19 protein-coding genes and 2 pseudogenes are annotated in these 20,440 nt (G+C 61.3%); 10 read left to right on the top strand and 11 right to left on the bottom strand.

Annotated features, from left to right (window positions below; translation table 11 throughout):
- Positions 1-203 precede the first annotated feature (203 nt).
- The 4 genes from HJC00_RS20140 to HJC00_RS20125 are packed head-to-tail and all read left to right on the top strand — an operon-like array spanning position 204 to position 3,402.
- Positions 204-1,097, top strand: a complete 894-nt coding sequence (locus tag HJC00_RS20140; protein ID WP_221164526.1) for a dioxygenase — start codon at positions 204-206, stop codon at positions 1,095-1,097.
- 20 nt (positions 1,098-1,117) lie between these two features.
- The gene (gene hpaH, locus HJC00_RS20135; protein WP_210631145.1) at positions 1,118-1,900 is read left to right on the top strand and encodes a 2-oxo-hept-4-ene-1,7-dioate hydratase; all 783 of its coding nucleotides are present in this window, start codon (positions 1,118-1,120) and stop codon (positions 1,898-1,900) included.
- A 7-nt stretch (positions 1,901-1,907) separates the two neighbouring features.
- Positions 1,908-2,672, top strand: a complete 765-nt coding sequence (gene hpaI / locus HJC00_RS20130; protein WP_210631144.1) for a 4-hydroxy-2-oxoheptanedioate aldolase — start codon at positions 1,908-1,910, stop codon at positions 2,670-2,672.
- A gap of 13 nt (positions 2,673-2,685) precedes the next feature.
- Positions 2,686-3,402 carry a transporter substrate-binding domain-containing protein gene (locus HJC00_RS20125; protein ID WP_221147629.1) on the top strand — a complete coding sequence of 239 codons (717 nt, stop codon included), beginning with the start codon at positions 2,686-2,688 and terminating at the stop codon, positions 3,400-3,402.
- Positions 3,403-3,494: 92 nt separating this feature from the next.
- Here the strand turns inward: HJC00_RS20125 and HJC00_RS20120 are convergent, their stop codons facing one another.
- Positions 3,495-4,685: a hypothetical protein gene (locus HJC00_RS20120; RefSeq protein ID WP_210631142.1), complete on the bottom strand. Its 1,191-nt coding sequence runs from the start codon at positions 4,683-4,685 to the stop codon at positions 3,495-3,497.
- Between the two features lie 164 nt (positions 4,686-4,849).
- Here HJC00_RS20120 and HJC00_RS20115 point away from each other — a divergent pair, with 164 nt between their 5' ends.
- From HJC00_RS20115 to HJC00_RS20095, 5 genes and pseudogenes are all read left to right on the top strand, one after another.
- The gene (locus HJC00_RS20115) at positions 4,850-5,080 is read left to right on the top strand and encodes a hypothetical protein (RefSeq protein ID WP_210631141.1); all 231 of its coding nucleotides are present in this window, start codon (positions 4,850-4,852) and stop codon (positions 5,078-5,080) included.
- A gap of 169 nt (positions 5,081-5,249) precedes the next feature.
- Positions 5,250-5,585, top strand: coding sequence for a Grx4 family monothiol glutaredoxin (gene grxD / locus HJC00_RS20110; RefSeq protein WP_210631140.1), 336 nt, complete (start codon positions 5,250-5,252; stop codon positions 5,583-5,585).
- Between the two features lie 142 nt (positions 5,586-5,727).
- Positions 5,728-6,935 (top strand): annotated as a pseudogene (locus HJC00_RS20105) (multidrug effflux MFS transporter).
- 35 nt (positions 6,936-6,970) lie between these two features.
- The gene (locus HJC00_RS20100; protein WP_210631139.1) at positions 6,971-8,251 is read left to right on the top strand and encodes a multidrug effflux MFS transporter; all 1,281 of its coding nucleotides are present in this window, start codon (positions 6,971-6,973) and stop codon (positions 8,249-8,251) included.
- A gap of 34 nt (positions 8,252-8,285) precedes the next feature.
- Complete coding sequence (locus tag HJC00_RS20095) at positions 8,286-8,759, top strand: GNAT family N-acetyltransferase (protein WP_221147626.1); 474 nt, start codon at positions 8,286-8,288, stop codon at positions 8,757-8,759.
- A gap of 43 nt (positions 8,760-8,802) precedes the next feature.
- Here the strand turns inward: HJC00_RS20095 and HJC00_RS20090 are convergent, their stop codons facing one another.
- From HJC00_RS20090 to HJC00_RS20045, 10 genes and pseudogenes are all read right to left on the bottom strand, one after another.
- Positions 8,803-9,627: an inositol monophosphatase family protein gene (locus tag HJC00_RS20090; protein WP_221123377.1), complete on the bottom strand. Its 825-nt coding sequence runs from the start codon at positions 9,625-9,627 to the stop codon at positions 8,803-8,805.
- A 33-nt stretch (positions 9,628-9,660) separates the two neighbouring features.
- Positions 9,661-10,488 (bottom strand): inositol monophosphatase family protein, encoded by an 828-nt coding sequence (locus tag HJC00_RS20085; protein WP_210631136.1) that lies wholly within the window; start codon positions 10,486-10,488, stop codon positions 9,661-9,663.
- Between the two features lie 36 nt (positions 10,489-10,524).
- Positions 10,525-11,409, bottom strand: coding sequence for a tRNA 2-thiocytidine(32) synthetase TtcA (ttcA, locus tag HJC00_RS20080; protein WP_210631135.1), 885 nt, complete (start codon positions 11,407-11,409; stop codon positions 10,525-10,527).
- A 58-nt stretch (positions 11,410-11,467) separates the two neighbouring features.
- A complete protein-coding gene (locus HJC00_RS20075; protein WP_210631134.1) occupies positions 11,468-12,397 on the bottom strand; it encodes a glutaminase in 930 nt (309 codons plus the stop codon).
- A gap of 72 nt (positions 12,398-12,469) precedes the next feature.
- Entirely contained in the window at positions 12,470-13,087 is a 618-nt protein-coding gene (gene rpsD, locus HJC00_RS20070) for a 30S ribosomal protein S4 (protein ID WP_064685423.1), read from the bottom strand.
- A gap of 225 nt (positions 13,088-13,312) precedes the next feature.
- The gene (locus HJC00_RS20065; protein WP_221123378.1) at positions 13,313-14,824 is read right to left on the bottom strand and encodes an ATP-binding protein; all 1,512 of its coding nucleotides are present in this window, start codon (positions 14,822-14,824) and stop codon (positions 13,313-13,315) included.
- Positions 14,825-14,952: 128 nt separating this feature from the next.
- Positions 14,953-15,753: a glutamate racemase gene (murI, locus tag HJC00_RS20060; RefSeq protein WP_210631132.1), complete on the bottom strand. Its 801-nt coding sequence runs from the start codon at positions 15,751-15,753 to the stop codon at positions 14,953-14,955.
- On the bottom strand, positions 15,734-16,564 hold the full coding sequence (locus HJC00_RS20055; RefSeq protein WP_210631131.1) for an RNA methyltransferase: 831 nt from the start codon (positions 16,562-16,564) through the stop codon (positions 15,734-15,736). Before HJC00_RS20055 ends, murI begins: the two co-directional genes overlap by 20 nt.
- A 4-nt stretch (positions 16,565-16,568) precedes the next feature.
- Positions 16,569-18,349: pseudogene (locus tag HJC00_RS20050) on the bottom strand (FUSC family protein).
- Between the two features lie 88 nt (positions 18,350-18,437).
- Positions 18,438-18,980 (bottom strand): hypothetical protein, encoded by a 543-nt coding sequence (locus tag HJC00_RS20045; RefSeq protein WP_221123380.1) that lies wholly within the window; start codon positions 18,978-18,980, stop codon positions 18,438-18,440.
- A 193-nt stretch (positions 18,981-19,173) separates the two neighbouring features.
- On the opposite strand from HJC00_RS20045, the gene HJC00_RS20040 reads away from it, so the two are divergent.
- Entirely contained in the window at positions 19,174-20,385 is a 1,212-nt protein-coding gene (locus HJC00_RS20040) for an NADP-dependent isocitrate dehydrogenase (protein ID WP_088674229.1), read from the top strand.
- Positions 20,386-20,440: the final 55 nt, after the last annotated feature.

Below are 20,440 nucleotides of genomic sequence, written 5' to 3'. Positions count from 1 at the left end.
GATTATTCGTGTCAACCCGGACGCACCGAAAAGCATTGAGCTTCCGTGGCCGCGCCTTTAGAACGCCATTTTAATCATGATATTTCAGAGGTTTATTGCCATATTCAGGCGTATTTACATTAGCCGTCAGGATGGAATGTACAGTTACAGCTTGACAGATAATCGATTATTTTGATAGTCGAACCTCATTGGGAGGTAGCCTTATGACAATCAGAACGGAAAGCGAGTTGACGCCGGCCGTCCTCGCCGTGATGAACCGCACCGAAGATCCACGGTTGCGGGACATACTCGTCGCAATGGTGAAGCATCTCCACGCATTCGTGCGGGAAGTCAGGCTGTCGGAAGTCGAGTTTCGCGAAGCGACCGCCATCCTCAACGAAATCGGCCGGCTGCAGACCGACAGCCACAACGAATTCGTGCTCATGGCCGGATCGCTTGGCGTCTCCTCGCTTGTGTGCCTGCTCAACAACGGCGACAACGGGCAAACCGAGACTTCACAGTCGCTACTCGGGCCGTTCTGGCGGCTCAACTCTCCGCGGGTCGAAAACGGCGGAACCATCATCCGGTCGGAAACGCCGGGAACACCCTTGTTCGTCCGCGCGAAGGTGGTTGATCGGGGTGGCAAGCCCATCCCGGGCGCCGAAATCGACGTATGGCACGCCTCTCCTGTCGGCCTTTACGAGAACCAGGATCCTGATCAGGCGGAAATGAACCTGCGCGGCAAGTTCACCACGGACGACGAGGGTCGGTTCTGGTTTAGAACGGTCAAGATGGTGGGCTATCCCATCCCTGTCGACGGGGTCGTAGGTCGGCTTCTCCAAGTGCAAGGCCGCCACCCTTACCGACCTGCGCATCTGCACGCCCTGATCTTCAAAGAGGGATACAAAACTCTCATCTCCCAGGTCTTCGACCCGAGCGATCCGAACATTGATTCCGATGTGCAGTTCGGCGTCACCGCGGCTTTGACAGGCGACTTTGTCCGTCATGACGAGCCGCACCCGTCCAACGCGGACGTCACTGGCCCGTGGTTCTCGCTCGACTACACCTACGTCATGGAGCCGGGCGAGGCCATCCTGCCGCGTCCCCCGATCAAGTAAGCAACCAGCAGAGCTAAATAATGATCACCGAAAAGGAACGCCAGGCCGCAGCCGACGCGCTGCTGAGGGCAGAAACTGACCGCAGACCCATCGTCCAGCCAAGTAAGACATACCCGGATCTCGAACTTGAAGACGCATATAAGATCCAGGCGCTTTGGGCGCAGGCACGGATTGCAAAGGGCGCGCGGATCGCGGGTCATAAAATCGGGCTGACATCTCGGGCGATGCAGATGGCCTCGAAAATGACCGAGCCCGACTACGGCGTCATTCTCGACGACGCCCTCTATAACGACGGCGCGCAGATCAGGGCGGAGCTGTTTATCAAGCCTCGCTTGGAAGTCGAGCTCGCCTTCGTAATGGGAGAGGATCTCGAAGGACCGAGCGCTCGGATCTATGATGTCATGCGCGCGACTGAATTTGTCGTTCCCGCGCTTGAGATCATCGACTACCGAACCGAGGTGCCCAGAGCGATCACCGATACGATCGCCGACAACGCCGCGTTCGGAGCGATCGTCGTGGGCGGCCGCATCATCCGGCCGATGGATATCGACATCCGCTGGGTCGGCGCGACGCTTTCGAAAAACGGCATCATCGAGGAATCTGGTGTTTCCGCAGCTATAATGGGGCATCCGGCCGCGGGTGTCGCCTGGCTCGTGAACAAACTCCATGCCGTCGGAGGCGGCTTGAAGAAGGGCCAGATCGTGCTTGCCGGCTCGTTCACCCGCCCCGTGGACATCGTCAAGGGCGATGTCATCCAGGCCGACTACGGTCCGGTCGGCTCCATCGGCGTCTCGTTCGTGTGAGGCGCCGATGGAACTTCCCGTCAATCACTTCAAGCGGAAACTGAGAGCCGGTGAAAGCCAGATCGGTCTCTGGTGCGGCCTTCCCGGAAGCTACGCGGCAGAAATCGTCGCGCCGTCAGGCTTCGATTGGGTGCTGTTCGATACCGAGCACTCTCCAAGCGACGTCCTCACCGTCCTGCCGCAATTGCAGGCGGTCGCGCCTTACGACGTTTCCCCGGTCGTACGCCCGGCATTCAACGATCCGGTGCTGATCAAGCGCTTTCTGGATATCGGCGTCCAGACGCTCCTCGTTCCCTATGTGCAGAACGAAGAGGAAGCGAAGGCGGCGGTCGCCGCCATACGGTATCCGCCGCACGGGGTTCGCGGGGTCTCCGCCTTGACGCGCGCCACCCGCTTCGGGCGCGTGCCGAACTACGCGCGGATTGCCGAACAGGAGATCTGCCTGCTTCTGCAGATCGAGACCCGAGAGGCACTCGGTCGGCTGGAGGCCATCGCAGCGACCGAAGGCGTCGACGGCATCTTCATCGGCCCCGCCGACCTGGCGGCTAGCTTCGGCCATCCCGGCCAACCGGGGCATCCCGAGGTGATCGCGGCGATCGAGGACGCGATCGGACGTCTGAAAATTCTTGGAAAGCCGGCAGGCATCCTCACGCCGGACGAGTCGTTCGCAGCCCGTTGCATTTCGCTCGGGACGTTGTTCACCGCCGTTGGCGTAGACGTCGCCCTCCTTGCGAGAGGATCGGAAGCGCTCGCATCTCGGTTTGCATCTTAGGGAGTTCGCGCCGATGTCGACGCGGAAGAAGGTTCTGTCCGAGATAGCGCCCGCGGGCGTAATCCGGGCCGCCGTCAACATGTCGAATGCAGCATTGGTCCATTGGGACGATCAGGCCGGCGCCTTGGTCGGTCCAAGCGCTCGGATCGGCCACCAAATTGCCGAACAGCTGGATCGCAGAGTGTCGCTGATCCAGTACGGTTCGGCCGCCGACATCCTCGCGGCTGCGGATCGCGGCGAGTGGGACATTGCTTTCATTGCCTCGGATCCCTCGAGAGCCGACCGGTTTTCCTTTTCACCTCCCTACATCTCGGTCAGAGCGACCTATTTGGTGCCGGAGGACTCAGCGTTTCGAACGGTCGGAGACGTTGATGCTGAAGGAGTGCGGATAGCCTCCGCAAGAAGCGCCGCCTATACGAAGCAGCTCGAACGTATCCTTGAAGAAGCCACTGTCTCGCTTACTGACAGCCCGGCAGCTGCCATCGATCTCCTTGTCGGGTCGCAATGCGACGCGGCTGCGGGATTGACCGAATTCCTCGTTCGGACGTCGGAGCGGATTTCCGGCTTCCGACTGGTGGAGGGAGCGTTCTCCGAAATTCCCCAGACGATCGCCGTGCACCGAAGATCCATTTATGCCTCGGCCTTCTTTGCGGACTTCGTACGGCGTCTGGACGAAACTGCTGCGGGAGACGTTCACATGGCCGGCGACGGTGAAGAGAATCTCCCATGATGGCGGCATGCGGAAATGGGTCGAGCTCCTTCACGGAGCAATTCAACACAACCACGTCCCCCTCAGTCTACGCTGCCGACGGAACCCAGCCCTCAAGTCGGCAGCTTGTTCTGATCCGGAGATGCAAAGACCGACGCCGGCATCGGACCTGACGTCATCAGCGTGAAATCAAAGGGTGCCTTGAGATCTGGCCCCAGCACATATTGCCGGTGGACGCGCAGCTGGTCCTTGCGGATCTTCCGGTAGTGCTCGCCCGTCAGCATCTGCTTGACGCGGATAAGAAGGATCTTCGCCGGAGGCGCGTCCGCATGGCCTGCGACGGCAACGACCGGCACCTTGTAGAAATTGATCGAATCCGTCAGGCATTGAACGTCAAGCCAGGAGATCTCCGGGCAGCGGGCGATCAGGCCGACGCGGGCGCGAAGCAATGTTGCCGATGACAGCAGGGCGCATTGCAGAATGGCGCTGCCGAGCGTGGCAAACACGACGCGCCTGCCCTTGAAAATCTCCGGCTCCCTTTCAAGCAATATGCCGATGACATGGGCGGCGACGCTCGATCCCATGCTGTGCGAGGAGATCACGTACTCGTCCGCCTCCTCGGCGAGAGACTTGCGCACCGCAGTCGCCCGCTCTTCCAGCCAGTCGTTGAAGTCGGCCCGATCCATACGGCCGAGCGCCACTGCCATTTCCCAATCGGCAAAAAGGTGCAGCGTATGGAAGCGCTCGGAAAAAGGCAGGAAGGCGAAGATGAAGAAGCAGAGCGCCAGTGGCCCGCTCCAGAGCACGTGCCAGGCGGAGAAGCCGAGACAAAAGGGCAGGATAACCATCTCGGCGGTCAGCGCGATTGCCAGCGCCGTCAGCAGGAACGGAAAGAGGAAGAACAGGCCGAAACGCCACGCATGCCTGAAATATCCCCGCATGCCACCTTCAAGCATGATCTCGGCGCAGCTCCGAAAGCCTGCAATGATCCGGCTCAGCATGTTGCGCCCACGCAGCCTGCGCACGAGCATGTCGTGATCAACCATGTGGATCCGGCTCATCGTCCACCAGCCGGCGGAACCGGTCTCCGCGGCAGACGCCGTTTCGCGCGTTCCTGCGCTGCCCGTCGTGACCTCGAAGCTGAGAGGATCGCTTCCCGCCTCCGGCGCGCCGGTTTCGACGGAGTAGCCCCAGGCGGCCGCACTCTGTCTGGCGGAGCGTTCGTACCGCGCCCTATGGGCAAGACCGTCGAGCGGCTCGAAGCCCGGGAAATGCAGGACGACCCGCTTCTTTATCAATGTCATTCCGCTGTTCCGGCCGGGCAAATAGCCGGCATATTGCTGCAAACCACCTGCTGGCCGCCGATATAGCGAAAAAGCAGGTATGATTTCAAAGCCGTCTTGCTAACCGAACTCATCCGGAATTCAATAGCGAGCACGTCGTTTTTCAAAGCGAACGGAGGGGTTTTGTGGCCGATCTTGTAAAAGAACTGATATCGGGTGTCGTCGACAGCGTGCTGAAGGAAATCCTGAAGAAGACCACCGGTCGCGTCACGACGAAGCGCAGGAGGCGCAAGGCCCGCCCCGCCGCGACGACGACGGCTGGCCGGAAGACGGCCACGGCCAAGCGCAAGCGCGCCCGCAAACAGGTCAGCAAGCGCCGCACCGCCGCCGGCCGCAGCCGTCAGCGTGGCGTCTGAGGCGCGAAGCAGACTTCCGACCGTAACGCGACGGCAACAATCGCAAAGTGGTCTGACCGGATAGTCTTTTTTTGGCTGCGGCGGCTGGAATTCCTGCTGTCACATGCTATCTAAGGGAAACGATTGAAACGGCGGGCCTTTAACTCGCCTGTTGAAAGGATCAAGTCCCATGAGCGGCATTCACGAATTCATCGACAACGAAATCAAGAGCAACGACGTCGTCCTCTTCATGAAGGGCACGCCGCAGTTTCCGCAGTGCGGGTTCTCCGGCCAGGTCGTGCAGATTCTCGATTACATCGGAGTCGACTACAAGGGCATCAATGTGCTCGCCGATTCGGAAATCCGCCAGGGAATCAAGGATTATTCCAACTGGCCGACGATCCCGCAGCTCTACATAAAGGGCGAGTTCGTCGGTGGCTGCGACATCGTCCGGGAAATGTTCCAGGCTGGCGAGCTGCAGCAGCATCTCCAGGAAAATGGCATCACCGTGCGCGGCGCCGCCTGACCTGACCGGTCACCGGGCGTCCGCCCGGTTTCCAAATCTGTTTCTCGAGTCCGAGGCGCTGCGGTGAGCAGCGCCTTGGCCTGTTTATGGGAATTTCATTGTGACAGATTCATTACAAGCCGTGTCCGCGGGCCGCCTGCCCATGGGCAAGCGTGAGTTCATCGCGCTTGCCGCCTTCCTGATGGCCATCAACTCGCTTGCCATCGACATCATGCTCCCGGCCCTGCAGCAGATCGGCGCGAGCCTCGGCGTCGAAAGCGAGAATCACCGGCAGTTCGTCGTCTCGTCCTATCTGCTCGGTTTCGGCTGCGCCCAGCTGTTCTACGGTCCGCTCTCCGACCGTTTCGGCCGTCGCACACCGCTGCTGATCGGTCTCGTCGTCTATATCGTGTCCGCCATCGGAATCGTTTTCGTTCCCTCCTTCGCCGGGCTGCTGGTGCTGCGCTTCATCCAGGGCGTCGGCTCGGCCGCCACCCGCGTCATCACCATCTCCATCGTCCGCGACATCTATGGCGGCCGGCAGATGGCGGAAGTCATGTCGCTCATCATGATGGTCTTCATGATCGTGCCGGTCATTGCGCCGGGTACCGGCCAGGTCGTCATGTTCTTCGGCAACTGGCACCTGATCTTCCTCTTCATCGCAACAATGGCAACGGCGATCGGCGTCTGGGCCTATGTCCGCCTGCCGGAAACCCTGCATCCGCAGAATGTCCGCCCCTTCACCGCCCGCGCGATCTTCGGCGCCTTCAAGCTGGTGCTGACCAACCGCGTGGCGCTCTGCTACACCATCGCCAGCACCTTCATCTTCGGCGCGCTATTCGGCTTCATCAACTCCGCCCAGCAGATCTATGTCGGCATCTACGGCTCCTCGGCGTCTATTTCCCGTTCGCCTTTGCCGGCGTGGCGATCTTCATGTCGCTGTCGTCCTTCTTCAATTCCCGTTTTGTCGGCAAGCTCGGCATGCGCCGCCTGTCACACGGCTCACTCCTCGGCTTCATCGCCATCAACACCATCTGGCTGATCGTCCAGACGGCAAGCTCCGAGCCGATGCCGTTTGCGCTGTTTATCTCCTTCTTTGGCCTCGCCATGTTCCAGTTCGGCTGGATCGGCTCGAACTTCAATTCGCTTGCCATGGAGCCGCTCGGGCACGTCGCCGGCACCGCCTCCTCCGTTCTCGGCTTCATGAGCACGGTCGGCGGCTCCCTTATCGGCGCCGGCATCGGCCAGGCCTTCGACGGCACGGCGCTGCCGATGGTGGCCGGTTATTTTGCCGTATCGATCGTCGGGCTCGTCTTCGTGCTGATTGCTGAAAAGGGCCGCCTCTTCCATCAGCACAACCCGGCCGTTTGAATGGCCGGTCCCTTCCGCATCCAGGATTTCACCACATGACGCCGCCGCATAAACCGCACCAGGAAAACCAGGGTTCCCGCCGCATCGGCATGGGCTTCGGCGAATTCGTCGTCACCATCGCCATCATGACCGCCAGCATTGCCATGGCAATCGACAGCATGCTGCCGGCATTGCCCAATATCGGCCATTCCCTCGGCGTTACCAACACCAACGATGCCCAGCTCATCATCGGCGTGTTCTTCCTCGGCTTCGGCGTCTCGCAGATATTCTTCGGCAGCCTTTCCGACACATTCGGCCGCCGCAATATCCTGCTCGGTGGCCTCGCCTGCTATGTGGTCGCGATGTTTGCCGCTGCCGCAACAGCGAGCTTCGAAATGCTGCTCCTCATGCGCTTCGTTCAGGGCGTGGGCGGCGCGGCCGTGCGCATCACCACCATGGCCATCGTCCGCGACTGCTTCGGCGGCCGCGAAATGGCCCGCGTCATGTCCTATGTCATGATCGTCTTCATGATCGTGCCGATCGTCGCCCCTTCGGTCGGCCAGCTCATCATTCTCTATGCCAACTGGCACTGGATCTTCATCCTGCTCGGCGCCGTCGCCAGCATCCTGTTCGTCTGGGCTCTTCTGCGGCTGAAGGAATCGCTTCCTCCGGCAGAACGCCTGCCGCTGTCGGTCGGCTCGGTCGCGGACGGCCTCAGGACCGTGCTGACCAACCGCATCACCTGCGGCTACATGATCGGTCTGACCATGTTCACCGGCGTCATCAGCGCCTATGTGATTTCCGTGCAGCAGGTGTTCGGCGAGGTCTATGGCCTCGGTGACTGGCTGCCGATCGCCTTTGCGGCGACCGCCGGCGGCATTGCCGTCGCCAATTTCGCCAACGGCTTCTTCGTCCGCAAATTCGGCATGCGCCGGATCTCGCATGCCGCCCTGCTGATCTTCACGGCACTGTCGGCTCTCGGCTTCGTCATCGCCTTGGCGGGCACGCCGGATTTCACCACCGCCTATAGCATCTTCACTATCGTTCTGATGATGTTTGCGGTGATCGCCACCAATTTCACCGCCATCAGCCTCGAACCGATGGGCAATCTCGCCGGCACGGCGACCGCCATCACCGGCTTCGTCTCGACGACCTTCGGCGCTATTCTCGGCGGCCTGGTCGGCCAGATGTTCAACGGCACGGTGCAGCCGCTCTTCGGCGGATTCGCGCTGTTCGGTCTGGTGACGATCGCAGCCACGCTGTGGGCTGAGAACGGCAAGCTCTTCACCCATCCCGGCGACAGTCCGCAGCTCGATCCGGGCGCCGCCCATTTCTGAGGCAGGTGAACCGGATCAATTCAAGGCGGTCTTGATGGACGAGCGAATTCTGATCAGGCCTTATGCGCCGGGTGACGTGGACGCCACAATCGAGATTTTTCTGCGCTCCATCCGGGAAGTCTCGTCGAAAGACTATTCCGCCGCCGAGATCGAAGCTTGGGCGAAGGTGGAAGATCGCAGCCTATGGGCAAAGCGAAGGATGAGCAGACCGGCCTGGATGGCAGAGATCGCCGGAAACCCTGTGGGTTTTTCAGATCTCACCAGCGATGGGTGCGTCGACATGATGTTCGTGCACCCTGGCTATCAAGGGGTCGGCGCAGCAACCCGCCTATTGGGCCGGGTCGAAGAAGAGGCTCTCAGGCTGGGGTTTCGCCGAATACATACGGAAGCAAGCAGAACTGCTCGCTCGTTCTTTGAACGCAAAGGATTTCGCGTGATAACCCGGCAAATCGTCGAGAAGCGCGGACAGGGCCTGGAAAACTTCCTGATGGAAAAATTCTACGCCTGAATTGTCATTTGCGACCGGCTTTGCGACGGCCGGTCGCATAGATTTAGATGGTAACGACCTCACGCCGTAGCGTATCCCACGATGCCTTGTCGGGCGCAATCAGCAGTCCACCGTCGAGATGCTGCGGCAGGTAGGGCGAGCCGTCGAAGCGGGCGGCATACGCGCCGGCCTCCTGCGAGATCAGCGTGCCGGCAAGATGATCCCAAGGCATCAGCTTGTTGTACATCAGGTAATGGACGTGCCCGCCGGCAAGGGTGCGGTATTCGTGGGCAGCACAGCGGTAGTTGGTGAGGAAACGCACCTTGGCGAGATTGCCAAGGACCTCGGCACGCTTCGCCACCGGCAGGTAGCCGGTCGAAGCCATGCCAACCATCTGGTCGAGCGCGACAGGGTCGGCGACCTGCAGCCGCTGCGCCTCGCCATCCGGCCTGCGCAGCCAGGCACCACCGCCCTTCTCCGCCATCACCCAGTCGTCGCCCATCGGATCGTAGATAATGCCGGCAATGGTCTCGCCGCCTGAAATGACCGAGGCCATGACGCCGAAGGCCGGGATGCCGGCGGCGAAGTTGAACGTTCCGTCGACCGGATCGACTACGATCGCGAGATCGGCATCGGCAAGCCTGCCAAGCAGGGTCGGATCGGCCGCGACCGACTCTTCCCCGAGGAACAGCGCGTCCGGCCAGCGCCGTTGCGCTTCCGCTTTGATCATCCGCTCGGCCTGCTCGTCGGCCTCGGTGACAAGATCGGTTGCCTCGCTCTTGGCGCGCACTTCATCCCGACCGAGCCGGCGGAAGCGCGGCAGGATCTCGGCCTTCGCCGCGCGGCGCAAGAGATCGGCAAGAGCGGTCACGTCAACGCTTGTTGTCATATCAAATCCTCTCACTTCGGCCGAGGCCTTATATCAGATGCCGACGATCTCGCGCCTGATCAGCTGCCAGCTTTCCTTGTCAGGCGCAGAGATGATGCCGCCGACCGTCTCGCCCGGACGATAGGGCGTGCCATCGAATTTCGCCGTGTGGCCGCCCGCCTCCTGATGCGCGAGCACGCCCGCCAGGTGATCCCAGGGCATCAGCTTCGCGTGCCCGATGAAATGCATCTTGCCAGACGCGACCATCCAATATTCATAGGCCGAGCAGTTGAAAGCGAAGGTCATACGCGCCTTTGCCATGTTGGCGCAGATGCGCGAGCGATCGGGCTCTTCCATATGGCCCCACGACATGCCGCCGACCATCTGGTTCAAGGCGGCAGGCTCAGCCACCGTCAACCTGCTCGATTGCCCGTCCTGGCGCGTCAGAAAGGCGCCCGCCCCCTTGATCGCCGTCACCGTGTCGCCGAGAGCGGGATCGTGAATGATGCCGGCGACGGTCTCGCCCCTGACGGTAACCGCAAGCATCGTTCCGAAAACGGGAAGTCCGGCGGCAAAATTGAACGTGCCGTCGACAGGATCGATGACAAAGGCAAGCTCGGCATCGGCAAGCGCCGGCACCACCGATTTATCGGCGTCATAGGCTTCTTCGCCGACGACGAGTGCAGAGGAAAAGCGCTCTTTCAGGGCCGCGGTGATCCGGTGTTCGGCAAGCAGATCCGCCTGCGTCACCAGATCGGTTGCCGAGGTTTTTTCCGAAACATCCGTGTCGCCGAGGTTGCGAAAACGCGGCATGATCTCCGCACGCGCCGCCTCCTTTACGCATTCGCCGAGAAAGAGAATATCCTGATCTGAAATAGTCATGCGAATTGCTGTCCTTCATGCAAAGAGCCAGCCTGCTTAGCCGCCCTTTGATGAAGGATCGGTGACGCCAAGGCTGGAAAAGTCGAAGAGCTTCGGATCGAGCAGATGCGACGGGTTCACATGCGAAAGCGCCCGCAGCATCGTGTCCTTGCGTCCAGGCATGCGCCGTTCGATATCGGCGAGCATGTCCTTCATCGCATTGCGCTGCAACCCGTCCTGGGAGCCGCAGAGATCGCAGGGGATGATCGGGAACTGCATGGCGACGGCGAACCTGGCAAGATCGTCCTCGGCGGCATAGGCGAGCGGCCGAAGCACCATCAGGTCGCCCTCGTCGTTCAGAAGCTTTGCCGGCATGGAGGCAAGTCGCCCGCCATGAAAGAAATTCATGAAGAAGGTTTCCAGAATATCCTCACGGTGATGGCCGAGCACCAGTGCGTCGCAGCCCTCCTCCCGCGCGATCCGGTAGAGATTGCCGCGCCGCAGCCGCGAACAGAGCGAGCAATAGGTGGCGCCTTCGGGCACCTTTTCCTTCACGATCGAATAGGTGTCGCGATATTCGATCCGATGCCGGACGCCGATCTTCGTCAGATAATCCGGCAGCACATGCTTTGGAAAGTTCGGCTGTCCCTGGTCGAGATTGCAGGCGATAAGCTCGACGGGCAGCAGCCCGCGCCATTTGAGATCGAGCAGCAGCGCCATGAGACCGTAGGAATCCTTGCCGCCGGAAAGGCCGACCAGCCAGCGTTTCTGCCCCTTCAGCATGTCAAAGTCATCGAAAGCCTCACGTATTTGCCTGAGCAGGCGCTTGCGCAGCTTGTTGAAGGAGACCGAACGTGGCGCATCGGCAAAGAGTGCCGGGCCGGCGCCATCGTCGATTTCGCCAGTTTCCGGATCATCAGCGATGTTGGCTGCGATATTCATTGCTCCGTCCTATCGAAGGTCTGCCTGCCTTAGCAGAAAGTCATCCGGCAACACAGCCTCAATCGCCGAAAACCGACCAGCCGGTGCGGGCCGCAAGCATCTCAAGCGCCACGGCGCCAAGCTGCGAATTGCCAACCTTGTTCAGCCCCGGCGACCAGACCGCGATCGAGGCAATGCCGGGCGCTACCGCAAAAATGCCGCCGCCGACGCCGCTCTTGCCGGGCAGGCCGACATGATAGGCAAAGTCGCCCGAACCGTCATAATGGCCGCAGGTCAGCATCAATGCATTGATGCGCCGCGCCCGCTTCGGCGAGACCACGGAATGACCGGTCATCGGATTGCTGCCCCGCGCCGCCAGGAACAGCCCGGCGCGGGCCAACTGCTCGCAGCTCATCGCGAGCGCGCACTGATGGAAATAGACTCCGAGCACGTGATCGACGGGATGATCGAGATTGCGATAGGCGCGCATGAAATTGGCAAGCGCAACATTGCGGTAGCCGGTCTGCGTTTCCGACCGCGCCACCCTGTCGTCGATGGTGATCGACTCGTCATCGGCGAGATAACGCACGAAACGCAGCAGCTCGCCGATCGCCTCGCGCGGCGCATGGCCGGCCATGACAACGTCGGTGACGGCGATCGCGCCGGCATTGATGAAGGGATTGCGGGGAATGCCGCTCTCGTGTTCGAGTTGCACAATCGAATTGAAGGCCGATCCCGAAGGTTCGCGTCCGACGCGTTTCCACAGTCCCTCGCCGACCTTGCCGAGGGCCAAGGTCAGCGTAAAGACCTTGGATATGCTCTGGATCGAAAAGGCGATATCCGCATCGCCGACACGAAAGACCTGACCGTCGACGGTGACGATCGCCATGCCGAACTGCCGCGGGTCCACCTTGGCAAGCTCGGGAATATAGTCGGCGACCTTGCCCTCGCCGATACGCGGCAGGATATCGCTGTAAATGCTATCGAGGGTCGCCTGCAAATCCGCCATCGCTTCTCTCCGAATAACAAAAAAGCCGCCCGGAAGAGCGGCTTTTCCATATGCGAAAACGCCTGGTTTTTGTTAACGCGAATAGAATTCGACGACCAGATGCGGTTCCATGACGACCGGGAACGGAACGTCGCTGAGGGTCGGAACGCGGCCGTAGGTGGCGACCATCTTGTTGTGATCGACTTCGATATAGTCGGGAACGTCGCGCTCGGCGAGGCTGACGGCTTCCAGAACAGTCACGAGCTGCTTCGACTTTTCGCGAACTTCGATGACGTCGCCGGCCTTGCAACGGTAGGAACCGATGTTGACGCGGACGCCGTTGACGGTGACGTGGCCATGGTTGACGAACTGACGGGCAGCAAAGACCGTCGGAACGAACTTGGCGCGATAGACGATCGCGTCGAGGCGCGATTCCAGCAGACCGATCAGGTTTTCCGAGGTGTCGCCCTTGCGGCGGGCGGCTTCTGCGAAGATCGCGCGGAACTGCTTCTCGCGCAGGTCACCGTAGTAACCCTTGAGCTTCTGCTTGGCGCGCAGCTGCACACCGAAGTCCGACAGCTTACCCTTGCGGCGCTGGCCGTGCTGGCCCGGGCCGTATTCGCGGCGGTTCACCGGGGACTTCGGACGACCCCAGATGTTTTCGCCCATACGGCGGTCAATTTTGTATTTGGACGATTCGCGCTTGCTCATCGTATTTCCTTTCAAATGTTTATGGCGGCTTGTTGCCAAACCGTGCGAAGGAAACACGCCCTCCTCTGACCTCTGCCGAGGCCTGACAGGATGTTCCGGTTACGCGAACAGGAACGATCCACGGGACATGTCAAATGAAACACCGGACATTGCTGCCCGGTGCTTGGCGCGGTCTTTAGAGGCCTGCTATGAAAATGTCAACTGAGCCAAAGCCCGAAAACGCCACTATTCCGCAGCCAGAGGCTGATCGCCCGTATCCGGCGCGTTGGCGTCGCCTGGAGCCGTCTGACAATTCATGTCGGGAAACGCCACAATGCGCTTGCCGGAGAAATCCGTATGCACGACGACGATACCCTGCTCCTCGAAATAGCCGAGCAGGCGCCGCGCGCGCCGCGCCGAATGTGTGCCATAGGCGCGGGCAATGCGCGCATCCGACGGGCACGCCTCAGCGCGGACGGCGGCCTTGGCCAGCATCAGGAAGACACCCTGCAAATCGTCGGTGACGCCCGCCGACAGCGACAGCGCCGTCGCCCACTCATCGCTTGCCGCTGTTGCCGCATCGACGCCAGAGCGCGAGATCGCCACGCGCCGGCGGAAATCCGGCAGCGCGATCGGCGGCCCCGGCACGCGGCGCATGCGCAGCCGGACAAGAAAGTCCTGATAGAGCACGGAATCGGTGCGGAAGGCGGATGCGGGATCGTCGAGTATTTCGGCAAGCACACCGGCAAGGCGCTCCTCCCGTTCCTCGGCGGAGATCTCCGCCTGGCTCGCCCTCGTCTCCACCGGCGCTGGGGATGTGGCTGGCGCTGAGCGCGAGAGTTCGGCCAGGATATCGGTCGTCGGTCTCGGCGCCGGCGGTGCGCGGCGCACGAGCGGGCGCTGAAACTCTTCCGGGTCGGGCGTGAAGATCAGGTCCTCGACATCCTGCGGCGCATCCGGCAGCGGCATCAGCTTCGGGCTCGATGAGCGCGCCGAGGTCTCCACCGCGCCGATCTGGATCGGCAGCGGCCGGCGCGACAGGGCCGGCCCGAGAGCGACGAAATTGCCGCGCTTCAGATCGCGGAACATTTCCGCCTGGCGCCGATCCATGCCGAGCAGGTCGGCGGCGCGCGCCATGTCGATATCGAGGAAGGTGCGGCCCATCAGGAAGTTCGAGGCTTCGGCCGCGACGTTCTTGGCGAGCTTCGCGAGCCGCTGCGTTGCGATCACCCCGGCAAGCCCGCGCTTGCGGCCGCGGCACATCAGGTTGGTCATCGCGCCGAGCGACATCTTGCGCGCATCCTCCGAAACGTCTCCGCCGACCGACGGCGCAAACATCTGCGCCTCGTCGACGACCACGAGGACAGGATACCAATATTCGCGATCGGCATCGAACATGCCGTTGAGAAAGGCGGCAGCCGCGCGCATCTGCTGCTCGATATCGAGGCCCTCGAGCGTCAGAACGCAGGAAACTCGATGCTGGCGGATGCGGTTGGCGATGCCTGCCAGTTCCGCCTCGGTGCGCTCGCCGTCGACGACCACATGGCCGAACCTGTCGCTAAGGGTGACGAAATCACCTTCGGGATCGATGATGACCTGTTGCACCCATTGGGCGGACTGCTCGAGCAGGCGGCGCAGGAGATGCGATTTGCCGGAGCCGGAATTGCCTTGCACGAGCAGACGGGTCGCCAGCAACTCCTCGATATCAAGTGTCGCCGGAGCGCCGGACGCCAATCCCATATCGATGCCAACCTGCAATGCTGATCCTCGCGGCGAAGAGACTCACATGAATGAAGCGCCATTCTTCCGAAACGGCAACGCTCCGTCTATCAAAGAATGGACAGTTTTTCAGGGCCGGATTTCGCCAACCCACAGGACAATTCCGCTCATGCCCTCAAGCCGAATCCCTGCATCAGCCGCCGCGTCGCAAAATCGGGATTGCCTGACATGAAGACTGCAAAGTCGAAATTATCAGGATGCACTGCATCGGCAACCAGCGGCACCAGCGTGCGGGCGCGCCGCGCGATTGCCTCGGCTGGATCGAGCCAGTCGACCGGCCAGGGCGCAAGGCGGCGGAAAAGATTGGCCATGAAAGGATAGTGTGTGCAGGCAAGCACCACGATATCTGTCTTCTGGCCGCCCTTCTCGACGAAGCACTGGTCGATCTCGGCAAGCACCGCCTCGTCGGAGACGGCGTCACCACGAATATAGGCTTCGGCCATGCGCGCAAGGTTTTCCGAGCCGACAAGCCGCACGTGGCATTGCTGCGCGAAGGACTGGATGAGGTCGCGCGTATAGGCGCGCTTGACCGTCCCCGGCGTCGCCAGCACCGAAACCAAACCTGAGCGCGTCCGCTCCGCCGCCGGCTTGATCGCCGGCACTGTGCCGACGAAGGTCATCTGGGGAAAGGCGGCCCGCAGGTCGGCGCCAACGAGCGTGAAGGCGGTGTTGCAGGCGATGATACAGACTTCTGGATCGTGCTCCTGAAGCAGCTTGCCGAAGAGCCCGATGATGCGCTCTTTCAGCGCCTGCTCTTCCCACCCCCCATAGGGAAAGCCCGCATCATCAGCGACATAGATGAAGCCGCGTTCCGGCATTAGCACACGCACCTCGCGCAGCACGGTCAGCCCGCCTATGCCTGAATCAAAGATGAGGACGGGTTTCAGCTCATTGGTCGGCGCTGTCATCGGTTGGCGCTTCCTTGCCGGATCTGGTGAAACCGCCTTTGCGCGGACTGTTTCGCGAAAAGCGATCGAGGGAGGAGATGACGCCGCGCAGCACGCTGATTTCCTGTTCCGTGAAGGCCCGGCGGGAGAGAACAGCGCGAAGGTTGTCCACCATTTTCGGCTTTTTCGAGGGCGGATGGAAATAGTTGCGCGAATCGAGCGCTTCTTCCAGCTGGTCGAACAGGCCGAAGAGCTGCTCCTTTGTGGAAGGCCGCTGCCCGAGCGCCTGGAACGGCACGGCTTCCAGATCTTCCATGCCGGACTTCATCCATTCATAGGACATCAGAAGCACGGCCTGAGCAATATTCAGCGACGCGAAGGCGGGATTGACCGGGAAGGTCACGATCTCGTCAGCCAGCGCCACTTCCTCATTGGTCAGACCCCAGCGCTCACGACCGAAGAGAATGCCCGTTGCCTCGCCTGCCCGGAACTTTGTGCGCAGCGTTTGCGCGGCAAAGACCGGGGAGCGCACCGGCTTATAGTTGTCGCGGCTGCGCGCCGTCGTTGCATAGACGAAATTGAGATCGGCGATTGCCTGCTCCAGCGTGGCGTAGACCTTCGTCGCTTCGATCACGTGATCGGCCTTGGAGGCGGTCGCCTGCGCTTTCTCGTTCGGCCAGCCGTCGCGCGGATTGACGAGACGCAGTTCGGCCAGGCCGAAATTCGCCATGGCGCGTGCCACCATGCCGATATTCTCGCCCATCTGGGGCTCGACCAGAATGATGGCCGGCCCTTCGGCCACAAGTTGACGCTCGCTGTTCGTGCCTGCCATAGTCTTATCCCTGTTTCGAGCGCGCAATAGCCTCGCCCGACGCAAACGGCAAGGTGTCTGCCTGCGGATAGAGCCTTTCCAGCGCCGAACCGATCATCTCGAGCCCCACCCGGGCGCCTTCTCGCGACACTGGCAAATGCCGCCCTGTCGTTCGCGACGCCTTGCGCCTGACGAAGAAACAAGCAGAGCCGCGCGGCGCCGCGTCAGCGATCAACGCGAGATCCGCCGCGATCAGCCTCTTCTGATCATTGTCGGCAGGCGGTGCTTCGTAGCTCCTCGCCAGGATGCGCGCCCAATAGGTGCAGGAAAGAAAGATCGCCAATGTCTGGCGGATCTGGCCGGGCCGCGTCACCACCGACCAGGAGGAGCCAAGCGGGCGAGCCGCCACCGTCACGTCGCGATAGCAGGCGTCGATCTTCTGCGACAATTCGATCAACTCGAAACCGCTCTTGCCCGCGCCGATTGCGCCTAGCAGCTCGCGCAGCGCCTGGAACCAACGGGCGAGCGCCGTATCGAGCGCGCCACGCGTGCGCGCCGGGAAAACGACGAAAGCGACTGCCGTTCCGGCCGCCGCGCCGATCATCGTCTCCCCGATGCGCAGTTTGAGCAGATCGAGCGTCAATACGCCGGTCATGCCGTAGACCAGACAGAGCACGATCGAAACGAAGAAGGTCATCGTCGCGTAGGAAACCTGCAGGAAATAGAAGGCGAGAAAGATGCCTATGGCCATGACCGGAATAGCGACACCGGGCACGCCCGAAATCAACGTCGCCAGGAGGAGGCCCATGGCGATGCCGAACACCGTGCCGAGCGAACGCGATAACGCTTTCATGGCTGTATCGCCGCGCGAATTGGTGTTGGTAAAGACAAGGAAAGAGGCAAGCACCGCCCAAAACCAGCGCTCGCGCGACAAGAGCAAACCAAAGCCCATGGCGATCGCCGAGGCGAGCGTGATCTGCAGCGCTGAACGCAACAGCGGATTGGCCAGCGAAAAATCGATCGCCTGAACTTGCGCGATATCCTTGGCCGCATCAATGCCGGAGAAACCGGATGCCCGTCCCTTGTTGATCGCCTCGACCAGTTGCCGCCGCGCTTCGCCCAGCCAGAGCAGCGCCCGTACGGTTTCGCCCTGCGGCTGATCCTTGATGGCCTCGGCCATTCCCTCATATCTTTTGAGTTCCGCCGCCTCAGACTCTGGAAGCTCAGCACGATAGCGCTTTCGGCGGCAAGATGCGCGTCGAAGAGCCGGATCGCCAGCTCCGCAGCGGGATCGGAAGCGCCGTCGAAGACGCCCGCTGATGGGCGCGGGATGAAGGTCTCGGCCATCAGCACCACTTCCTTCAGCCGGTCTTCCAGCTGGCGCAGTTCCTGCCGATCGGCATCGCCGATGTCGCCACTGGCGGCAAGGGCAGCGAGCTTGAAGAGGATCTGATTGATCCGCCCGCTGACACTTTCGAGCGAGCGCAGCAGATCGCGCCGCCAGTCATCAGGTAGAAGCACCACCCTTACCACATGGCCGACAAGCACGGAGACGACCGGCCCGATCGTCACCTCGGGCAGTTCGGCAAGCGGCGGCTGGAAATAGGCCCCCATGAAATAGGAGGTGAAGGCGAACATGCCGATCGCAAATCCGCGCGGCCCGAACACGCGGCCCGCCGATGCGAGCAGGGTCAGGAACACGAGGACGATGGTCAGCGTCACCCGCGAGGCCATGCGCAGGCGCGAAAGCGCCGGATCATTGGCATGCAGCCAGTCGCGGAACTGAAAACGGGAAAACAAATGCATGAGCCCCTCATGCCATGAAGCATCGATAGATACCGCCGCCGGAGCGGAAATCAAACCGCTGACACCCAATGCCGATCGAATGTCGCGCTTACTCGCCCTTGGCGATCAGCACCATAGTTTCCTTGAGCGAGGTCGGCCCCTGCCCCTCTTCACCCTGAATCATGATGTCGTCGATGACGGATTTGCCGTTCTCCTCAATGACCTCGAAACGCACAGTCGTGAAGTCATCCTTGTTAGGTGCGCCTTCCATGCAGGTCGCCGCCTTGAATTTCACCGTCACCTCTGTCGTGCCGTTTGCCGGCTGACCGCGTTCGATGGAAAGGTCCTGCAGCGGACAGGCATCTTGGCCGTTGACGATGACGTCATAGTCGAAGGGCGAAATGCCATCCTCGTCGGCCGCCGGGTTCTGGGCGGCTGCCTTGTATTTGTCGCCGAAGTCCTTGCTGTAGAGCCGGCCGAGCACGCTTTCCTCGAAAATATCGATCCAGTCGCTGACATCGCTCGCCCAGTTTGTCTGCGTGTCCTTCATGATTTCCTTGACCGGCTCAGTCGCATCGGCCGCAAGCAAAAGGCCAGGTGCAACAGACACGGCGACAACGAGGCCGGCGAACAGAACGGCGATCTTCTTCATGGCAAAATGTCCGGGACTCGGTCGGGCTTATGCCGCGGAGGTTAGCCATTTTCCGGCCCTTGGCAATGGCGGCAAAAACGTCATGTCCCTGCCCGTTGCAGCTTTGCGTTCCCGGCTCACAATGCTATAGCGCTCCGGATTACATCACCCAGCCGGGGCAACCGCCCCATTCCAAGCTTAACGAGGCAGATACATGAAGAAGATCAAGGTCGCCAATCCCGTCGCCGATCTCGACGGCGATGAAATGACGCGCATCATCTGGCAGCTCATCAAGGATAAGCTGATCCATCCGTATCTCGACCTCGACATCGACTACTACGACCTCTCGGTCGAAAACCGCGACGCCACCAACGACCAGGTCACCGTCGACGCCGCCAACGCCATTAAAAAGTACGGCGTCGGCATCAAGTGCGCGACCATCACGCCCGATGAAGCCCGCGTCAAGGAATTCAACCTCAAGGAAATGTGGAAGAGCCCGAACGGCACGATCCGCAACATCCTCGGCGGCGTCATCTTCCGCGAGCCGATCATCTGCCGCAACGTGCCGCGCCTGGTTCCCGGCTGGACCCAGCCGATCGTCGTCGGCCGTCACGCTTTCGGCGACCAGTATCGCGCCACCGACTTCAAATTCCCCGGCAAGGGCAAGCTGACGATCAAGTTCGTCGGCGAAGACGGCACGGTCATCGAGAAGGAAGTCTTTAACGCTCCGGGCGCCGGCGTTGCCATGGCCATGTACAACCTCGATGAATCGATCCGCGAATTCGCCCGCGCTTCGATGATGTACGGCCTGATGCGCAAGTGGCCGGTCTACCTGTCGACCAAGAACACCATCCTCAAGGCCTATGACGGCCGCTTCAAGGACATTTTCGAAGAAGTCTACGAGACCGAATTCAAGGACCAGTTCAAGGAAGTCGGCATCACCTATGAACACCGCCTGATCGACGACATGGTCGCTTCGGCCCTGAAGTGGTCTGGCGGCTACGTCTGGGCCTGCAAAAACTATGACGGCGACGTCCAGTCCGACACGGTTGCGCAGGGCTTCGGCTCGCTCGGCCTGATGACCTCGGTTCTGCTGACGCCCGACGGCAAGACGGTTGAAGCCGAAGCCGCTCACGGCACGGTGACCCGCCATTACCGCCAGCACCAGAAGGGCCAGGAAACCTCGACGAACTCGATCGCCTCGATCTTCGCCTGGACCCGCGGCCTCGCGCACCGCGCCAAGCTCGACGACAATGCCGAACTCGCCAAGTTCGCCTCGACGCTGGAAAAGGTCTGCGTCGATACCGTCGAATCCGGCTTCATGACCAAGGACCTGGCGCTGCTCATCGGCCCCGACCAGCCGTGGCTCTCGACCACCGCCTTCCTCGACAAGATCGACCAGAACCTGCAGAAGGCCATGGCGTAATCAGGTCTTTTCGGAATAGCATTGACGGCGGGGATTTCCCCGCCGTTTTTCGTTT

Source organism: Rhizobium sp. NLR22b (assembly GCF_019685295.1).
Lineage (GTDB): Bacteria > Pseudomonadota > Alphaproteobacteria > Rhizobiales > Rhizobiaceae > Rhizobium.
This window is presented reverse-complemented; position numbering and strand designations above follow the sequence as displayed.

Bases quoted from the DNA above. Each gene is read 5' to 3' on its own strand.
- HJC00_RS20140 (WP_221164526.1), top strand. From the start codon at position 204: ATGACAATCAGAACGGAAAGCGAGTTGACGCCGGCCGTCCTCGCCGTG.
- hpaH (WP_210631145.1), top strand. From the start codon at position 1,118: ATGATCACCGAAAAGGAACGCCAGGCCGCAGCCGACGCGCTGCTGAGG.
- hpaI (WP_210631144.1), top strand. From the start codon at position 1,908: ATGGAACTTCCCGTCAATCACTTCAAGCGGAAACTGAGAGCCGGTGAA.
- HJC00_RS20125 (WP_221147629.1), top strand. From the start codon at position 2,686: ATGTCGACGCGGAAGAAGGTTCTGTCCGAGATAGCGCCCGCGGGCGTA.
- HJC00_RS20120 (WP_210631142.1), bottom strand. From the start codon at position 4,685: ATGACATTGATAAAGAAGCGGGTCGTCCTGCATTTCCCGGGCTTCGAG.
- grxD (WP_210631140.1), top strand. From the start codon at position 5,250: ATGAGCGGCATTCACGAATTCATCGACAACGAAATCAAGAGCAACGAC.
- HJC00_RS20100 (WP_210631139.1), top strand. From the start codon at position 6,971: ATGACGCCGCCGCATAAACCGCACCAGGAAAACCAGGGTTCCCGCCGC.
- HJC00_RS20095 (WP_221147626.1), top strand. From the start codon at position 8,286: ATGGACGAGCGAATTCTGATCAGGCCTTATGCGCCGGGTGACGTGGAC.
- HJC00_RS20090 (WP_221123377.1), bottom strand. From the start codon at position 9,627: ATGACAACAAGCGTTGACGTGACCGCTCTTGCCGATCTCTTGCGCCGC.
- HJC00_RS20085 (WP_210631136.1), bottom strand. From the start codon at position 10,488: ATGACTATTTCAGATCAGGATATTCTCTTTCTCGGCGAATGCGTAAAG.
- ttcA (WP_210631135.1), bottom strand. From the start codon at position 11,409: ATGAATATCGCAGCCAACATCGCTGATGATCCGGAAACTGGCGAAATC.
- HJC00_RS20075 (WP_210631134.1), bottom strand. From the start codon at position 12,397: ATGGCGGATTTGCAGGCGACCCTCGATAGCATTTACAGCGATATCCTG.
- rpsD (WP_064685423.1), bottom strand. From the start codon at position 13,087: ATGAGCAAGCGCGAATCGTCCAAATACAAAATTGACCGCCGTATGGGC.
- murI (WP_210631132.1), bottom strand. From the start codon at position 15,753: ATGACAGCGCCGACCAATGAGCTGAAACCCGTCCTCATCTTTGATTCA.
- HJC00_RS20055 (WP_210631131.1), bottom strand. From the start codon at position 16,564: ATGGCAGGCACGAACAGCGAGCGTCAACTTGTGGCCGAAGGGCCGGCC.
- HJC00_RS20045 (WP_221123380.1), bottom strand. From the start codon at position 18,980: ATGAAGAAGATCGCCGTTCTGTTCGCCGGCCTCGTTGTCGCCGTGTCT.
- HJC00_RS20040 (WP_088674229.1), top strand. From the start codon at position 19,174: ATGAAGAAGATCAAGGTCGCCAATCCCGTCGCCGATCTCGACGGCGAT.